The 15,485-nt window shown below is 67.2% G+C and carries 12 protein-coding genes; 2 read left to right on the forward strand and 10 right to left on the reverse strand.

Going from position 1 to position 15,485, the window contains the following annotated elements; genetic code table 11:
- Positions 1-9: 9 nt before the first annotated feature.
- On the reverse strand, positions 10-1,197 hold the full coding sequence (gene opgC / locus PGB34_RS13780; RefSeq protein WP_271428662.1) for an OpgC domain-containing protein: 1,188 nt from the start codon (positions 1,195-1,197) through the stop codon (positions 10-12).
- Positions 1,198-1,378: 181 nt separating this feature from the next.
- Between opgC and PGB34_RS13785 the strand changes: the two genes are divergently transcribed.
- Positions 1,379-2,434 carry an NAD(P)H-dependent flavin oxidoreductase gene (locus PGB34_RS13785; RefSeq protein ID WP_271428663.1) on the forward strand — a complete coding sequence of 352 codons (1,056 nt, stop codon included), beginning with the start codon at positions 1,379-1,381 and terminating at the stop codon, positions 2,432-2,434.
- Between the two features lie 34 nt (positions 2,435-2,468).
- Positions 2,469-3,581, forward strand: coding sequence for a mandelate racemase/muconate lactonizing enzyme family protein (locus tag PGB34_RS13790; RefSeq protein WP_271428664.1), 1,113 nt, complete (start codon positions 2,469-2,471; stop codon positions 3,579-3,581).
- Positions 3,582-3,694: 113 nt separating this feature from the next.
- Here PGB34_RS13790 and PGB34_RS13795 read toward each other — a convergent pair whose 3' ends face one another.
- From PGB34_RS13795 to asd, 9 genes are all read right to left on the reverse strand, one after another.
- Positions 3,695-5,239 (reverse strand): SpoVR family protein, encoded by a 1,545-nt coding sequence (locus PGB34_RS13795; protein WP_271428665.1) that lies wholly within the window; start codon positions 5,237-5,239, stop codon positions 3,695-3,697.
- 66 nt (positions 5,240-5,305) lie between these two features.
- Positions 5,306-6,598, reverse strand: coding sequence for a YeaH/YhbH family protein (locus PGB34_RS13800; protein ID WP_271428666.1), 1,293 nt, complete (start codon positions 6,596-6,598; stop codon positions 5,306-5,308).
- A 33-nt stretch (positions 6,599-6,631) separates the two neighbouring features.
- Complete coding sequence (locus PGB34_RS13805) at positions 6,632-8,554, reverse strand: PrkA family serine protein kinase (protein WP_271428667.1); 1,923 nt, start codon at positions 8,552-8,554, stop codon at positions 6,632-6,634.
- A gap of 842 nt (positions 8,555-9,396) precedes the next feature.
- Entirely contained in the window at positions 9,397-10,533 is a 1,137-nt protein-coding gene (dnaJ, locus tag PGB34_RS13810; protein ID WP_271428668.1) for a molecular chaperone DnaJ, read from the reverse strand.
- A gap of 96 nt (positions 10,534-10,629) precedes the next feature.
- Positions 10,630-12,564 carry a molecular chaperone DnaK gene (gene dnaK / locus PGB34_RS13815; protein WP_271428669.1) on the reverse strand — a complete coding sequence of 645 codons (1,935 nt, stop codon included), beginning with the start codon at positions 12,562-12,564 and terminating at the stop codon, positions 10,630-10,632.
- A gap of 115 nt (positions 12,565-12,679) precedes the next feature.
- Positions 12,680-13,261, reverse strand: a complete 582-nt coding sequence (gene grpE, locus PGB34_RS13820) for a nucleotide exchange factor GrpE (protein ID WP_271428670.1) — start codon at positions 13,259-13,261, stop codon at positions 12,680-12,682.
- A 257-nt stretch (positions 13,262-13,518) separates the two neighbouring features.
- On the reverse strand, positions 13,519-13,869 hold the full coding sequence (locus tag PGB34_RS13825; protein ID WP_271428671.1) for an FKBP-type peptidyl-prolyl cis-trans isomerase: 351 nt from the start codon (positions 13,867-13,869) through the stop codon (positions 13,519-13,521).
- A gap of 118 nt (positions 13,870-13,987) precedes the next feature.
- On the reverse strand, positions 13,988-14,350 hold the full coding sequence (locus PGB34_RS13830) for a winged helix-turn-helix transcriptional regulator (protein WP_271428672.1): 363 nt from the start codon (positions 14,348-14,350) through the stop codon (positions 13,988-13,990).
- An 89-nt stretch (positions 14,351-14,439) separates the two neighbouring features.
- Positions 14,440-15,315 (reverse strand): archaetidylserine decarboxylase, encoded by an 876-nt coding sequence (gene asd, locus PGB34_RS13835; RefSeq protein WP_271428673.1) that lies wholly within the window; start codon positions 15,313-15,315, stop codon positions 14,440-14,442.
- Positions 15,316-15,485: the final 170 nt, after the last annotated feature.

Raw genomic sequence — 15,485 nt, forward strand, 5'->3', positions numbered from 1 at the left:
CGGACCGACTCAGCGCGCGACCGCCACCGGCTTGGCCGCGGCCGGCCGCGCGGTGCGGCGTGCGGCGGCGCGGGCCTCCATGCGCAGCACGCCCCAGGCCACGCCGTACAGGGCTGCAAACACGCTGCCCATCAGCAGCACGTCGCCCCACCAGGGCCGGGCCGGCGTCTCGCCGCCCCAGGCCACCATCACCAGCAGCACCACCACGAGGTGGGCGCAGAACACGGGCAGCGAGGCGCGGCCCAGGGTCTCGAGCACGCGCGGGCGCGGCAGCCTGCGCGCGAGCGCAGGGCCATAAACCACCGCCACCACCCCAATGGCCGCCAGGTCCAGCAGCCGCAGCGGGCCCAGCCGCCACTTGTCGAACAGCAGGTTCATGACCTGCCACTCGCCGAACGGCGCCTGCCCGCCGGGGCCCAGATGGCGCCACAGCAGCACCGCAGCGGCCAGCACCAGCGCTGCGCGCGCCAGACCGGGCGCGATGCGGTAGGGCTGCGCGTCGGGCGCCTGCCGACCCGCGCCCAGCGCCAGGCCCACCACCCACAGCAGTTGCCAGGCCAGGGTGTCGAAGGAGCCGGTTTCGCTGAAGGGCACGGGCACATGCAGCAGGCCGCGCAGCTGCTCGTAGAGCCAGGGCGTGAAGCCGAACTGCGCCAGCGCCCACAGCAGGGCGCTGAGCAGCAGCGGCCCGCGCCAGCCGCGCGCCAGGCCCCAGGCCATCACCCAGGGGCTGAGCAGCATGAACAGGATGTACAGCGGCAGGATGTCCAGCAGCGGCGGCTGGTACACCAGCAGCAGCGCGAAGACGAAGCTCTGGTGCGGGTGGGCCAGGTAGTAGCCCAGCAACTGGTGCACCGCAGGGTTGTCGACGCGCAGGCTCAGGGCCGTGATCACGGTGAACAGGAAGAGCAGGGTGGCGGCCTGGCACATGTAGACGGTGAGCGCCCGGCGCCAGAAGGCGCGCCGCATGGCGGGCCGGCCAGCCGTGTGGCCGATGCGCGCGTACACCAGGCCCGAGACGAAGGCCGACAGCAGCACGAAGCCCTCGGCCGCCGAGACGAAGCCGAAGGGCTGGCCCACCGGGTCGGTCAGCCGGCTGGGCACATGCGTCACGGTCATCAGCACCAGCATCAGGCCGCGAAGGGCGTCGATCTCCCACAGGCGGGAGGATCGAGGCGGGTCTTGCGCAGTGTTCATGAAGGCTGACTCTGCCTACCCGAGCTGTGGCAAGTTGTCGTCCAGGGCCTTGTTTACACCGCTGCACGGCCGGCCGATGCGCTGGGCACAATGGCCCGCGCGTGGTGCATGCCCAAGCGGCGTACGCACTGCTTTCGGGCGCCGCTGCGTGCGCCTTTCCACAAGCGACGAGGATGCCGTGATGACGAATGACCTGCGTGCCCTGCTGGGTACCCAACTGCCGCTGATCCAGGCGCCCATGGCGGGCGTGCAGGGCAGCCGGCTCGCCGTGGCCGTGACGCAGGCCGGCGCCCTGGGCTCGCTGCCCTGCGCCATGCTCGGTGCCGATGCGCTGCGTGCCGAGCTGAAGGCCCTGCAGGATGGCCTGCGCCCGCAGCAGCCGTGGAACCTGAACTTCTTCAGCCATGTGCCGCCTGCGCCCGATGCCGCGCGCGAAGCAGCCTGGCGCCAGGCGCTGGCGCCTTACTACGCCGAACATGGCATCGATGCAGCCGGCATTGCCGCGGGCCCGGGCCGCAACCCCTTCAGCGCCGAGATCGCCGACCTCGTCGAGCCCTTCCGCCCGCGGGTGATCAGCTTCCACTTCGGCCTGCCCGATGCCGCGCTGGTGCAGCGCGTCAAGGGCTGGGGCGCGCGCGTGCTGGCGTCGGCCACCACGGTGGAGGAGGGGCTGTGGCTGCAGGCGCACGGGGCCGATGCGGTCATTGCCCAGGGCCTGGAAGCGGGCGGCCACCGGGGCCATTTCCTGTCGCATGACCTGAGCCGGCAAATGGGTGTCTTTGCGCTGGTGCCGCAACTGGTGGCCGCGCTGCGCGTGCCCGTGATCGCGGCCGGCGGCATTGCCGACGCGCAGGGCGTGGCGGCAGCGATGGCGCTGGGCGCGGCAGGCGTGCAGGTGGGCACGGCTTTCCTTTTATGCGACGAGGCCAGCACCAGCGCCTTGCATCGCGCCGCGCTGCAAAGCGAGGCTGCGCGCCACACGGCGCTCACAACCCTGTTCACGGGCCGGCCGGCGCGCGGCATCGTCAACCGCGTGATGCGCGAGATGGGGCCTCTGAACCCGGTCGCGCCTGAATTCCCGCTGGCCACTGCGGCCATTGCGCCCCTGCGGGCCAAGGCCGAGGCGGCGGGCAGCACCGACTTCACTTCGCTGTGGGCGGGGCAGAACGCCTCGGGTTGCCGTGCGCAGCCGGCGGCGCAACTGGTGCGCGCGCTGGCGGCCGGCCTGCCGGCCTGAGCCCGAACCAGACAACACGCAGGAGACAACCACCATGAAGATCCGCTCGGTCAGCCCCTTCATCCTGCATGTGCCCGTCACGGGCTCGCAGATCGCCGACAGCACGCACAGCATCACGCACTGGGGTGTGGTGGGCGCGCGCATCGACACCGAAGACGGCCTCTCGGGCTACGGTTTCACGGGCACGCATGCGCATCTGCCCAGCGACCAGCTCATCACCCGCTGCATCGAGCGCTGCCACGCGCCGCTGCTGGTGGGCGAGGACGCCCAGGACGTGCGGCGCCTGTGGTGCAAGCTGGCGCGAAACCCGGCGCTGCAGTGGATCGGCCGGGCCGGCATCACGACCTTGTCGCTGGCCGCCATCGACGTGGCGCTGTGGGACCTGAAGGCCAAGGCGGCCGGCGTGCCGCTGTGGAAGCTGCTGGGCGGCCAGGTGCGCGAGAAGGTGCGGGCCTACAACACCGACATCGGCTGGCTCAGCATTGCCGACGACAAGCTGGTCGACGGCGCGCGCCGCGCGGTGGACCAGGGCTTCACGGGCATCAAGATCAAGGTCGGCTCCGCCGTGGAGCGCGACCTGCGGCGCCTGGCCGCCGTGCGCGCGGCCATCGGCCCCGAGGTGACGCTGGCCGTGGACGGCAACGGCAAGTGGTCGCTGGCCGAATGCCTGCGCTTTTGCCGCGGCGCCGAGCCGCATGACGTGTTCTGGTTCGAAGAGCCGCTGTGGCACGACGACGTCAAGGGCCACGCCCAGCTTGCACGCAGCACCCCCATCCCGGTGGCGCTGGGCGAGCAGCTCTACACGGCCGATGCCTTCAGCGAGTTCTTTGCGCAGCAGGCCATCCACTGGGTGCAGCCCGACTGCACGCGCATGGGCGGGCTCAGCGAAGTGATCCAGGTCTGCGAAGCCGCGCATGCCTTCCGCCTGCCCGTGGCGCCGCATGCGGGCGACATGAGCCAGGTGCACGTGCACCTGAGCTACGCGCATCCGGCCTGCGAGGTGCTGGAATACATCCCCTGGATCAAGGACTGCTTCACCGATCCGGCGCAGGTGGTGGACGGGCATTTCCGCCTGCCGCAGCTGCCCGGCGCGGGCACCACGCCCACGCGCGAGGCGTGGGAGCGCCATCGCCAGCCCACCGTTTGACGGTTTCGCCTTCAAACGCATAGCTTCGTTGGGGTGCCTTGCCGTGCGTCAGCACTGTCTGCGGCACCCCGCCTCGCTCTGCGCTTGAATGCAAAACCGTTTGAAAGACGCTTTCAGTTGCGCTTGGGGCTGACCGTGCGGCGCGCGCTGACGCTGCCCTGTGCGTCCACGCTTTCCAGGTGCACGTCGAAGCCCCACAGCCGCGCCACGTGCTTGAGCACTTCGGGCGTGTCCTCGTGCAGCGGCCGGTGGTCGCGCACCGTGTGGCGCAGCGTGAGGGAACGGTCGCCGCGCAGGTCCACGTTCCAGACCTGGATGTCGGGCTCGCGGCTGGCGATGTCGTACTGGCGCGAGAGCGATTCGCGCAGCAGGCGATAGCCGCTTTCGTCGTGGATGGCCGAGACCTCCAGCTCCGCTTCGCTTTCCTGGTCGCGGATCGCGAACAGCCGGAAGTCGCGCATCACCTTGGGGCTCAGGAACTGGCCCACGAAGCTCTCGTCCTTGAAGTTGCGCATGGCCCAGTCCAGCGTCTTGACCCAGTTGCTGCCAGCGATGTCGGGGAACCAGTGCCGGTCTTCATCGGTGGGCTTTTCGCAGATGCGGCGCAGGTCGGTGTACATGGCAAAACCCAGCGCATAGGGGTTGAGGCCGCTGTAGGCCCGGTGCCCCACGGGCGGCTGATACACCACCGCCGTGTGCGAGGCCAGCCACTCGACCATGAAGCCGTCGGCCAGCAGGCCCTGGTCATACAGGGAGTTGAGCAGCGTGTAGTGCCAGAAGGTGGCCCAGCCCTCGTTCATCACCTGCGTCTGGCGCTGCGGGTAGAAGTACTGGGCGATCTTGCGCACGATGCGCACCACCTCGCGTTGCCAGGGCTCGAGCAGGGCGGCGTTCTTCTCGATGAAATAGAGCAGGTTCTCCTGCGGCTCGGGCGGGAAGCGCCTTGTGTTGTCGGCCTCGGCGGCGGCGGCGCTGCCGCGCGGCACGGTACGCCAGAGGTCGTTGACCTGCTGCTGCAGGTGGCGCTCGCGCTCCTCGCGCAGGGCGATCTCCTGCGCCAGCGAGCGCTTCTGCGGCCGGCGGTAGCGGTCCACGCCGTGGTTCATCAGCGCGTGGCAGGAGTCCAGCAGCGCTTCCACCGCATCGATGCCGTGCTTTTCCTCGCACTCGGCGACGTAGTTCTTCGCGTAGACCAGGTAGTCGATGATCGAGGAGGCATCCGTCCACATCCGGAACAGGTAGTTGCCCTTGAAGAAGCTGTTGTGGCCGTAGGCCGCATGCGCGATCACCAGGGCCTGCATCGCCATGGTGTTCTCCTCCATCAGGTAGGAGATGCAGGGGTCGGAGTTGATGACGATCTCGTAGGCCAGGCCCATGAAGCCGCGGCGGTAGTTCTTCTCGGTGGCGATGAACTGCTTGCCGTAGGACCAGTGGCGGTAGATCACGGGCATGCCCACGCTGGCGTAGGCGTCCATCATCTGTTCGGCCGTGATGATCTCCAGCTGGTTCGGGTAGGTGTCCAGGCCGAAGGCGCGCGCGGTGCGCGCGATCTCGCCGTGGTACTGCTCGATCAGCTCGAAGCTCCAGTCGGCCGGGCTGGGCAGGCGCTGGGGCACCCGCTCGAACACAGGGGGCTGCCGCTCAAGAACAGTGGTCATTGGGTACCTCCGCGCTGACGCGCTGCGGTGCAAGCGCCTTCGGGCGGCCGGGCGGCCGGGCGGCGCTCATGCCGCCACTCCTTCCTTCTTGAACAGCTCGCGGAACACCGGGTAGATGTCCTGCGCGCTGTTGACCTTGCGCATCGCGAAGTGCGGCTGCCCGGCTTCGAGCTGCGTGTATTCCTGCCACAGGTTCTGCTCGGTCTCGGCCACCTGCACGTAGGCGTAGTAGCGCACCAGCGGCAGGATGTCCTGGGCCAGCAGTTCGCGGCAGCGGCCGCTGTCCTGGTGCCAGTTGTCGCCGTCGCTGGCCTGGGCACCGTAGATGTTCCATTCGCCGCTGGGGTAGCGGGCGCGGATGATGTCGCGCATCAGCACCAGCGCACTCGAGACCACGGTGCCGCCAGTTTCGGTGGCGTGGAAGAACTCGTCCTCGCTGACTTCCTGGGCCTGCGTGTGGTGGCGGATGAAGACCAGCTCGATCTTTTCGTAGTGCCGCGTGAGGAACAGGTACAGCAGCATGAAGAAGCGCTTGGACATGTCCTTGCGCGTCTCGTCCATGGAGCCCGAGACGTCCATGAGGCAGAACATCACGGCCTTGGCGCTGGGCACCGGCGTCCTGACGCGGCTGCGATAGCGCAGGTCGATCGGGTCGATGTAGGGCACATGCCGCGCGTGCTTGCGCAGTTCCTCGATGGCGAGTTCGGTCTCGTGCCTCTGCTGGCGCAGCAGCGCGCTTTCGGCCTCGGGGTGGGCCTCCAGCGCGATGAGCCGCTGCACCAGCCGGCGCAGCTCCTTGCGGTCTTCGCCGCCGAGCGCGATGCGCCGGGCCAGCGCGCCGCGCATGGAGCGCACCACATGCAGGTTGTTGGGCGTGCCGTCGCTGGTGAAGCCGGCTCGGTGGCTCTTCCATTCCGGCACCTCGGCCAGCTGGGTGCGGACCAGGTGGGGCAGGGCCAGGTCCTCGAAGAAGACCTGCATGAACTCCTCGCGCGTGAGGCGGAAGACGAAGTCGTCCTCGCCCTCGCCGCTGTCGCTGGCCTCGCCGCTGCCCGAACCGCCGCCGCCCTGGCCCTGCGGCCGCTCGATGCGGTCGCCCTTGACGTACTCCTGGTTGCCCGGATGCACGTACTCGCGGTTGCCGCCCGGCGCATGGCCGAAGGTGGGCTCGGACACATCGCGGCGGGGCAGGGTGACGTCCTCGCCCTGTTCCAGCTCGCGGATGTTGCGCCCGCTCACGGCCTTGCGCACCGCATCGCGGATCTGGCCGCGGTAGCGGCGCAGAAAGCGCTCGCGGTTGCCCACCGACTTGTTCTTGCCGGACAGGCGGCGGTCGATGATCTGTTGAAGCAAGGCCATGTCAGCCTCCCGGTTGAAACACAGGCGCAGACCTCAGGAGCTCTTTCGCACGCGCAGGTACCACTCGCACAGCAGCCGCACCTGCTTGGCCGTGTAGCCCTTCTCGACCATGCGGGTCACGAAGTCCTCGTGCTTCTTCTGCTCGTCGGCGCTGCTCTTGGCGTTGAAGCTGATGACGGGCAGCAGCTCCTCGGTGTTCGAGAACATCTTCTTCTCGATCACGGCGCGCAGCTTCTCGTAGCTGGTCCACAGCGGGTTCTTGCCCGCGTTGCTGGCGCGCGCGCGCAGCACGAAGTTCACGATCTCGTTGCGGAAGTCCTTGGGATTGGCGATGCCTGCGGGCTTTTCGATCTTCTCGAGTTCGGCGTTGAGCGAGGCCCGGTCGAACACTTCGCCCGTGTCCACGTCGCGGTACTCCTGGTCCTGGATCCAGTAGTCGGCGTAGGTGACGTAGCGGTCGAAGATGTTCTGGCCGTACTCGGAGTAGCTCTCGAGGTAGGCGGTCTGGATCTCCTTGCCGATGAACTCGGCATAGCGCGGTGCCAGCAGCTCCTTGATGTAGCCCACGAACTTCTGCTCGGTCTCGGGCGGGAACTGCTCACGCGCGATCTGCTGCTCCAGCACGTACATCAGATGCACCGGGTTGGCCGCCACCTCGGAACTGTCGAAGTTGAAGACCTTGGAGATGATCTTGAAGGCAAAGCGCGTGGACACGCCGCTCATGCCTTCGTCGACGCCCGCGTAGTCGCGGTACTCCTGCAGCGACTTGGCCTTGGGGTCGGTGTCCTTGAGGCTTTCGCCGTCATAGACCTGCATCTTGCTGAACAGGTTGGAGTTCTCGGGCTCCTTCAGGCGCGTGAGCACCGAGAACTGCGCCATCATCTTCAGCGTGCCCGGTGCGCAGGGCGCGGCCGAGAGCGAGGAGTTGCGCACCAGCTTGTCGTAGATCTTGATCTCTTCGGACACGCGCAGGCAGTAGGGCACCTTGACGATGTAGATGCGGTCCAGGAAGGCCTCGTTGTTCTTGTTGTTGCGAAAAGCCTTCCACTCGCTTTCGTTGCTGTGGGCCAGCACGATGCCATCGAAGGGGATCGCGCCGAAGCCCTCGGTGCCCTTGAAGTTGCCTTCCTGCGTGGCCGTCAGCAGCGGATGCAGCACCTTGATCGGCGCCTTGAACATCTCGACGAATTCGAGCAGGCCCTGGTTGGCCAGGCACAGGCCGCCGGAGTAGCTGTACGCGTCCGGGTCGTCCTGGGCATAGGTCTCGAGCTTGCGGATGTCCACCTTGCCCACCAGCGAGGAGATGTCCTGGTTGTTCTCGTCGCCGGGTTCGGTCTTGGCCACGGCGATCTGGCGCAGCACTGAGGGGAAGCGCTTGACCACCTTGAACTGGCGGATGTCGCCGCCGTATTCCTCCAGCCGCTTCACGGCCCAGGGCGAGAGGATGCGCTGCAGGTAGCGGCGCGGGATGCCGTACTCCTTCTCGAGGATCTCGCCGTCCTCGGTGGGGTCGAACAGGCCCAGCGGCGATTCGTTGACCGGCGAGCCTTGCAGCGAATAGAAGGGCACCTGCTCCATCAGCTGCTTGAGCCGCTCGGCGATGGAGCTCTTGCCGCCGCCCACCGGCCCCAGCAGGTAGAGGATCTGCTTCTTCTCCTCCAGGCCCTGCGCCGCGTGGCGGAAGTAGGAGACCACCTGTTCGATGGCGTCCTCCATGCCGTAGAACTCCCGGAAGGCCGGGTAGATCTTGATGACCTTGTTGGCGAAGATGCGGGACAGCCGCGGGTCGTTGCGCGTGTCCAGCAGCTCGGGATCGCCGATGGCCTTGAGCATGCGCTCGGCCGCGGTGGCGTAGGCCGTGGCATCGCGTTTGCAGATGTCCAGGTAGTCCTGGAGGGAAAGAACCTCTTCGCGGGTGCGCTCGAAGCGAGCGGCGAAGTTGCTGATGACGTCCATAGGGCACCTCCATCGGGTCAACAAGGCTCTGCGCCGGGTTCAGGGCCCGGACAGCCACATTCGCCTCATTGATCGCCCATTTCGCCCTGGCTGGCCCATTTGGACGTGATCGCGCGGTGCAACTGTCCGTCCCCTGAATGAACCCCCCATTTGCAGATTGGTGGGCCCAGCATAAGACAAATAACGCGGCAAGGTCATTGGCCGTTGGCGCGATTTGCGAATTTACAAATCGAATTCCACAAAAAACGACCGGGCTGCGTCCTCTTTCGAACGAGCAAAAGCCATGCCGGCTGGCCGGTGCGGCGCCAAACTCGTGCGCAATGCGGTCATTTCGCCCGGGCGTATATCTACATCAGGCCCCTGCAAGTGCGCCCGGCGCAGTTTTCCCTCGGGGAGAGACGATTGAGGCTCTGGAGTTCCGACAATTTTCTGCCGGGGAAATTGGTGTTACCGAGTATTACCCGGCTAAAAGAAAAAGAATCCGGATAAAAAATAGGCGCTGTCCCAGCCTATCTCGAAAGCCTGCGGCGGCTGACAGCAAAGTAGGACGGGCCGCATGCCTGGTGGCCCAAATCGGCCAATTCGACGGGCCCGGGCTGCGATGCCCCGGCGCGGGGCGTCGCGCAATTCCAAAGCCGGAGCCTTCCATACTATTGCGAATAGCCGCCCTTTGCCGGCGGCGGCCCAAAGCCCTTTGCGCGGCTGTTTCATTCGACGAGTGCCGGCGCCCGCCGCCGGATCGGCGCAGGCAAAAAAAGACCGCCGGGCAGGGCGGTCCTGGGGGGCAGCGGTGGCTCAGGCGCTGGCGCGGGCCGGGGCCGGCCGCGCGCCGTGGGGTGCCATCAGCTGAAGAACTCCTTGGCCTTGTCCAGCCAGCCCTTGTCGTTGGGACTGTGCTTGTCGCCGCCCTTCTTGAGGGACTCGTCCAGTTCCTTGAGCAGCTTGCGCTGGTGCTCGGTGAGCTTGACGGGGGTTTCCACACGGATATGGCAGTACAGATCGCCCGGGTAGCTGGCGCGCACGCCCTTGATGCCCTTGCCGCGCAGGCGGAACTGCTTGCCGCTCTGGGTGCCGTCGGGGATGTCGATGGCGGCATGGCCGCCCAGCGTGGGCACTTCGATCTCGCCGCCCAGGGCTGCGGTGGTCATGCTCACGGGCACCACGCAGTGCAGGTCGTCGCCGTCGCGCTCGAAGACCTCGTGCTTCTTGAGCCGGATCTCGATGTACAGGTCGCCCGGAGGCCCGCCGTTGGTGCCCGGCTCGCCGTTGCCGGTGCTGCGGATGCGCATGCCGTCGTCGATGCCGGCCGGGATCTTCACTTCCAGCGTCTTGTTGTTCTTGATCTTGCCCTGGCCGTGGCAGGTGGTGCAGGGCTCGGGAATGATCTTGCCCGTGCCGCGGCACTGCGGGCAGGTCTGCTGCACGCTGAAGAAGCCCTGGCGCATCTGCACGGCGCCCTGGCCATGGCAGGTGGTGCAGGTGATGGGCTTGGTGCCGGGCTTGGCGCCGCTGCCGTGGCAGGTGCCGCAGTCGTCCCAGCTCGGGATGCGGATCTGCGCGTCCTTGCCTTCGGCCGCCTCTTCCAGCGTCACTTCCATCGCGTAGCTCAGGTCGTTGCCGCGGTAGACCTGCCGCCCGCCGCCGCCCCGGCGCCCGCCCTGGCCGAACACGTCGCCGAAGATGTCGCCGAAGGCCTCCGCAAAGCCGCCGAAGCCTTCCGCGCCCGGGCCGCCGCGCATGTTCGGGTCCACGCCTGCGTGGCCGTACTGGTCGTAGGCCGCGCGCTTCTGGCCGTCGGAAAGCATCTCGTAGGCTTCCTTGACCTCCTTGAACTTGGACTCGGCGTCCTTGGCCGCATCACCCTGGTTGCGGTCCGGGTGGTACTTCATGGCCAGCTTGCGGTAGGCCTTCTTGATTTCGTCGTCCGAAGCGTTCTTCGGCACGCCCAGGGTTTCGTAGTAGTCGCGTTTGGTTGCCATGGCGGGGTCCCTGCGGGAGTCAGCGGTCGGTCAGTGAAAAAGACGAAAGGCCGGAGCGCCCTTGAAGGTGCTCCAGCCTTTCACCGGAAGGCGGGCTCAGCCCTTCTTCACTTCCTTGACTTCCGCATCGACCACGTTGTCGTCGGCCGGGGCGGCGGCGGCCTGCTGCTCGCCACCCGGGGCGGCGCCCGCAGCGCCGGCAGCGGCCTGCGCGTCGGCGTACATCTTCTCGCCCAGCTTCTGGCTGGCCGTCATCAGCGCTTCGGTCTTGCTGTCGATGGCCGCCTTGTCGTCGGCCTTGAGCACGTCTTCCAGCTCCTTGGCGGCCGTCTCGATCTCGCTCTTTTCGGCTTCCGACAGCTTGTCGCCGTGCTCGCCCAGCGACTTGCGCACGCTGTGCAGCATCGCTTCACCCTGGTTGCGGGCCTGGGCCAGTTCGACCTTCTTTTTGTCCTCGGCGGCGTTGAGCTCGGCGTCCTTCACCATCTTCTGGATTTCCTCCTCGGAGATGCCCGAGTTGGCCTTGATGGTGATCTTGTTTTCCTTGCCCGTGGCCTTGTCCTTGGCGCCCACGTGCAGGATGCCGTTGGCGTCGATGTCGAAGCTCACCTCGATCTGCGGCGTGCCGCGCGGTGCCGGCGGAATGCCTTCGAGGTTGAATTCACCCAGCAGCTTGTTGCCCGCGGCGACTTCGCGCTCACCCTGGAACACCTTGATGGTCACGGCCGGCTGGTTGTCGTCGGCCGTCGAGAAGGTCTGCGCGAACTTCGTCGGGATCGTCGTGTTCTTCGTGATCATCTTGGTCATCACGCCACCCATGGTCTCGATGCCCAGCGACAGCGGCGTCACGTCCAGCAGCAGCACGTCCTTGCGGTCGCCTGACAGCACCTGGCCCTGCACGGCAGCGCCCACGGCCACGGCCTCGTCAGGGTTCACGTCCTTGCGCGGCTCCTTGCCGAAGAACTCCTTGACCTTCTCCTGCACCTTGGGCATGCGGGTCTGGCCGCCCACCAGGATCACGTCGCTGATCTCGCTGACGCTCACGCCGGCATCCTTGATGGCGGTGCGGCAGGGCGCGATGGTGCGCTCGATCAGGTCCTCGACCAGGCTTTCCAGCTTGGCGCGGGTCAGCTTGATGTTCAGGTGCTTGGGGCCCGATGCGTCTGCCGTGATGTAGGGCAGGTTCACGTCGGTGGCCGCGCTGTTGGACAGCTCGATCTTGGCCTTCTCGGCCGCTTCCTTCAGGCGTTGCAGCGCCAGCACGTCCTTGGACAGGTCCACGCCCTGTTCCTTCTTGAACTCGCTGATGATGTAGTCGATCACGCGCTGGTCGAAGTCCTCGCCGCCCAGGAAGGTGTCGCCGTTGGTCGACAGCACTTCGAACTGCTTCTCGCCGTCGACGTCGGCGATCTCGATGATCGACACGTCGAAGGTGCCGCCGCCCAGGTCGTAAACGGCGATCTTGCGGTCGGCCTTGTCCTGCTTGTCCAGGCCGAAGGCCAGGGCCGCGGCGGTGGGTTCGTTGATGATGCGCTTCACATCGAGGCCGGCGATGCGGCCTGCGTCCTTGGTGGCCTGGCGCTGGCTGTCGTTGAAGTAGGCCGGCACGGTGATGACGGCCTCGGTCACGGGCTCGCCCAGGTAGTCCTCGGCGGTCTTCTTCATCTTGCGCAGCACTTCGGCGCTGATCTGCGGCGGTGCCAGCTTCTTGCCGCGCACTTCCACCCAGGCGTCGCCGTTGTCGGCCTTGGAGATGGTGTAGGGCATCAGGTCGATGTCCTTCTGCACCTCTTTCTCTTCGAACTTGCGGCCGATCAGGCGCTTGACCGCGTACAGCGTGTTCTTGGGGTTGGTGACGGCCTGGCGCTTGGCCGATGCACCGACCAGCACCTCGCCGTCTTCCTGGTACGCAATGATGGAAGGCGTGGTGCGCGCGCCTTCCGAGTTCTCGATCACGCGGGTGTTGTTGCCCTCCATGATCGCCACGCACGAGTTGGTCGTGCCCAGGTCGATGCCGATGATCTTGCCCATGTTGAGTGACTCCTGAATCTGAAAAAAGTCTTGTGCTGAACGTGTGGATAAGTCCGACGGTTTCAAGGGATGCCGTGGGGACTTCCTGTGTATTTCCTGTGGCTCGCGCCTGGCCTCAGCGCGGCGCGCTCACGGTGACCAGCGCGGGGCGCAGCACGCGCTCGGCGATGGTGTAGCCCTTCTGCAGCACGCTCACGATGGTGTTGGGCTCCTGCTCGGCCGGCACCATGGAGATGGCCTGGTGCTGGTGCGGGTCGAACTTCTCGCCCGCGGCCGGGTTGATGGCCAGCACCTTGTTGCGCTCCAGCGCGCTTTGCAGCTGGCGCAGCGTGGCCTCGGAGCCTTCGCGCAACTGTTCCAGCGTGGCGCCTTCAATGGCCAGGCCGGCTTCGAAGCTGTCGAGCACGGGCAGCAGGCCTTCGGCAAAGGACTCGAGGGCGAACTTGCGGGCCTTGCTGACTTCCTCGTCGGCGCGGCGGCGCGCGTTCTGCACATCGGCCTGGGCGCGCAGGTACTGGTCGGCCAGCTCGGCGTTCTTGGCCTTGAGCGTCGCGAGTTCGGCCTCGAGGTTCTGGGCCACGGCCTGCTGGGCCTGCGATTCGGCCTCGTTCGCGGCCAGTGCGGCCTCCAGTTCTTCGGGGCTTGGTGCGCCGGACAGGGCGTCCGGGCCGTTCGGGGGATTCTGATTCTCCGACATGATCTGTGATGGCTGGGAATGAGTGCTGCGTCGCAGCTAGGGCCCGCAAAGCCCTTTTCAAGGCAGGGCGATCGGTTGTGGCGTAAGAAAATTCCAATCGACTCGCAGGGGTCGATCAACTGCGCCACATGCGCCGCATTTCGGGAGGAGGCCGGCGATCCGCTGGCGCGCGCATCGGCAGCGACGCGAAAGGCCGGCACAAAGGACGACCGCCGCTGCGGGCCGGCCGCGCGGCGGTCAGTGCGAGAGCCTGGACTTCAGTGCGTGTCGAGCAGCTCGACGTCGAACTTCAGCGTGGCGTTGGGCGGGATCACACCGCCGGCGCCGCGTGCGCCATAGCCCAGGACTGCGGGGATGATCAGCGTGCGCTGGCCGCCGACCTTCATGCCGGCCACGCCTTCGTCCCAGCCCTTGATCACATGGCCGGCGCCCAGCGGGAAGGCGAAGGGCTGGCCGCGGTCACGGCTGGAGTCGAACTTGGCCCCTTGCTGGCCGTCGTTGTAGAGCCAGCCCGTGTAGTGCACGTGCACATGGTGGCCGGCCTGGGCTTGCGCACCTTCGCCGACAACGGTGTCTTCGTATTGCAGGCCGGAGGGGGTGGTGGGCATTGTGGAAACTCCTTGAAGAGGGTCAGAAAAGGGGCGCGCAGCCAGGCTGCGTCGGGCGGGCAGTGTAACGAGGGCACTGCGGCAGCCCGCGTGCGCCGCGGCACCGCGCGCGCCGCAATCAGAGGGAGCCTTCGGGCCCGCCCGAACCATCCGCCGCGCCGGCGGCCGGCGCGGGCGCCGGGCGCGGCTGGCTTGCGTGCCAGCGCCCGGCAAAGGCCGGCAGGTCCGACAGGCGGCGGCTCAGGTCCAGCCCGCTGGGTGTGAGCACATAGCCGTCGCGGCTGCGCGTGAGCAGCCCGGCCGCGCGCAGTTCCTTGACGCGGGTGTTCAGCGTGTTGGGGGTCACGCCGCCCACGCTGTCCTGCAGCAGGCGGAAGGTCTGGGCATGGCCGTCGCGCAGGGCCCAGAGCACGCGCAGCGCATAGCGTGCTTCCAGCAGCGCAAGAAGGGCACTGATGGCGGTGTTGTCCTTGGTGCTCATGGGGGCCAGTCCTGACAAAGACGCGTGATGCAGTCTAGTCGTGAATCTGGGCCGGGCTGCGCGCCGGGCAGGGCGCAGGCGGGCGCCCTTCAGCGCGGCAGCTCGGCGTCGTAGGCCATGGCTTCGCCCAGGCGCACGGCGCGGCCCGGCGCCCAGTCGGGGTGGAAGGCCAGGGCGGGGCGCGGGAACAGCATCACCACGGTCGAGCCGAGCAGGAAGCGGCCCATTTCCTGGCCCTGGCGCAGCACGACGGGCGCTGCGGACGCGCCGTCATAGCGCCATTCGCGCAAGCGGCCCGGGCGTGGTGGATTGACCACGCCATGCCACACGGTGGCCATGCTGCCCACGATGGTGGCGCCCACCAGCACGAGCACGAAAGGCCCGCGCGCGGATTCGAAGACGCAGACCACGCGCTCGTTGCGCGCGAACAGCCCCGGCACGCCGCACGCGGTGACCGGGTTGACGGAGAACAGCTCGCCGGGCACGTAGATCATGCGCGTGAGCCTGCCGTCGCAGGGCATGTGGATGCGGTGGTAGTCGCGCGGGCTCAGGTAGAGCGTGGCGAAGCTGCCGTGCTGGAACTGGGCCGCAAGCTGCGCGTCGCCGCCCACCAGCGCCGTGGTGCTGTAGTGGTGGCCCTTGGCCTGGAAGATCTGGTCGCCGGCCTGGCCCGTGATGGGGCCGAACTGGCTGATGGCGCCGTCCACCGGGCACACCAGCGGCGCCTGCGCGATGGGCCGGGCACCCGGCTGCAGCGCGCGCGTGAAGAAATCGTTGAAGCTGGCGTAGCGCGTGATGTCGGGCTCGGCCGCCTCGGCCATGTTGACCTGGTACTTGTCGACGAAGCGCCGGATGATCCAGGTCGTGAGTCCGCCGCGCTCGCCGCGTGCCACCCAGCCGGCGAAGGCCGTGAGCGCTTGTTTGGGATAGAGGTACTGCGGCAGGACGGCGAGGCGATCGGACAAGTAGGGTGCTCCTGAGCGGAAGGCGATGAGCGGCCGATTCTAGGGATGCTCTTCACGAATCGAGCGGAAAGTGTGCGCTGCGGGTCGGGATGAGCTGCGAGGCGCAAAGCGCAGCAATAGCCATTGCTATTGCGAGCATTTGCAACGAAGCAGATCGCCCGAGTCCGCAG

Origin of the sequence: Xenophilus arseniciresistens (genome assembly GCF_028023875.1) — a bacterium.
Taxonomy (GTDB): domain Bacteria; phylum Pseudomonadota; class Gammaproteobacteria; order Burkholderiales; family Burkholderiaceae_C; genus Xenophilus; species Xenophilus arseniciresistens.

What these genes read in the sequence shown, in the direction of transcription:
- opgC (WP_271428662.1), bottom strand. Translation starts at nt 1,197, where the DNA reads ATGAACACTGCGCAAGACCCGCCTCGATCCTCCCGCCTGTGGGAGATC.
- PGB34_RS13785 (WP_271428663.1), top strand. Translation starts at nt 1,379, where the DNA reads ATGACGAATGACCTGCGTGCCCTGCTGGGTACCCAACTGCCGCTGATC.
- PGB34_RS13790 (WP_271428664.1), top strand. Translation starts at nt 2,469, where the DNA reads ATGAAGATCCGCTCGGTCAGCCCCTTCATCCTGCATGTGCCCGTCACG.
- PGB34_RS13795 (WP_271428665.1), bottom strand. Translation starts at nt 5,239, where the DNA reads ATGACCACTGTTCTTGAGCGGCAGCCCCCTGTGTTCGAGCGGGTGCCC.
- PGB34_RS13800 (WP_271428666.1), bottom strand. Translation starts at nt 6,598, where the DNA reads ATGGCCTTGCTTCAACAGATCATCGACCGCCGCCTGTCCGGCAAGAAC.
- PGB34_RS13805 (WP_271428667.1), bottom strand. Translation starts at nt 8,554, where the DNA reads ATGGACGTCATCAGCAACTTCGCCGCTCGCTTCGAGCGCACCCGCGAA.
- dnaJ (WP_271428668.1), bottom strand. Translation starts at nt 10,533, where the DNA reads ATGGCAACCAAACGCGACTACTACGAAACCCTGGGCGTGCCGAAGAAC.
- dnaK (WP_271428669.1), bottom strand. Translation starts at nt 12,564, where the DNA reads ATGGGCAAGATCATCGGCATCGACCTGGGCACGACCAACTCGTGCGTG.
- grpE (WP_271428670.1), bottom strand. Translation starts at nt 13,261, where the DNA reads ATGTCGGAGAATCAGAATCCCCCGAACGGCCCGGACGCCCTGTCCGGC.
- PGB34_RS13825 (WP_271428671.1), bottom strand. Translation starts at nt 13,869, where the DNA reads ATGCCCACCACCCCCTCCGGCCTGCAATACGAAGACACCGTTGTCGGC.
- PGB34_RS13830 (WP_271428672.1), bottom strand. Translation starts at nt 14,350, where the DNA reads ATGAGCACCAAGGACAACACCGCCATCAGTGCCCTTCTTGCGCTGCTG.